Annotated in this window: 1 protein-coding gene; it reads right to left on the bottom strand. The window is 37.2% G+C overall.

Going from position 1 to position 401, the window contains the following annotated elements; all coding sequences use genetic code 11:
* Positions 1 to 237: 237 nt before the first annotated feature.
* Complete coding sequence (locus AB3U87_RS22430) at positions 238 to 387, bottom strand: aminopeptidase (RefSeq protein WP_394150652.1); 150 nt, start codon at positions 385 to 387, stop codon at positions 238 to 240.
* Positions 388 to 401: the final 14 nt, after the last annotated feature.

Here is a 401-nt window from a genome sequence, read left to right as displayed (position 1 = left end):
AATCGAATACTTAACTGACCAGCTAATTTTGTTGCGAGTAAAATAATAACTATTTGTAAAATAAACACAAGTTTCCTCCCGTTAAACAGTTTTCTGAACAAAAAAATACATGAAGGGGCCTTAGTGACAGGCTCCTCCATGTATTGCGATTTATCATTCAGTTATGAAACTAGTATAACAGTTCTTTCAAGTAAGAGCCACCCCAATTATTGGGATGTTTTCCTCACAAGACAATAGTTAAAATGTCCAGTCACCATTACGGAAAATAGGAACGACCGTGCCATCTTGTTTAATCCCATCGATATCCATCTTGTCAGACCCAATCATGAAGTCAACGTGAACAATGGAAGTGTTCATGCCGTTTTTTACTAGCTCTTCTTGGCTCATTTTTGTACCACCTT

Source organism: Erwinia plantamica, assembly GCF_043420595.1.
In the GTDB taxonomy this organism is placed as follows: Bacteria; Pseudomonadota; Gammaproteobacteria; order Enterobacterales; family Enterobacteriaceae; genus Erwinia; species Erwinia aeris.
This window is presented reverse-complemented; position numbering and strand designations above follow the sequence as displayed.

Bases quoted from the DNA above. Each gene is read 5' to 3' on its own strand.
- AB3U87_RS22430 (WP_394150652.1), bottom strand. From the start codon at position 387: ATGAGCCAAGAAGAGCTAGTAAAAAACGGCATGAACACTTCCATTGTT.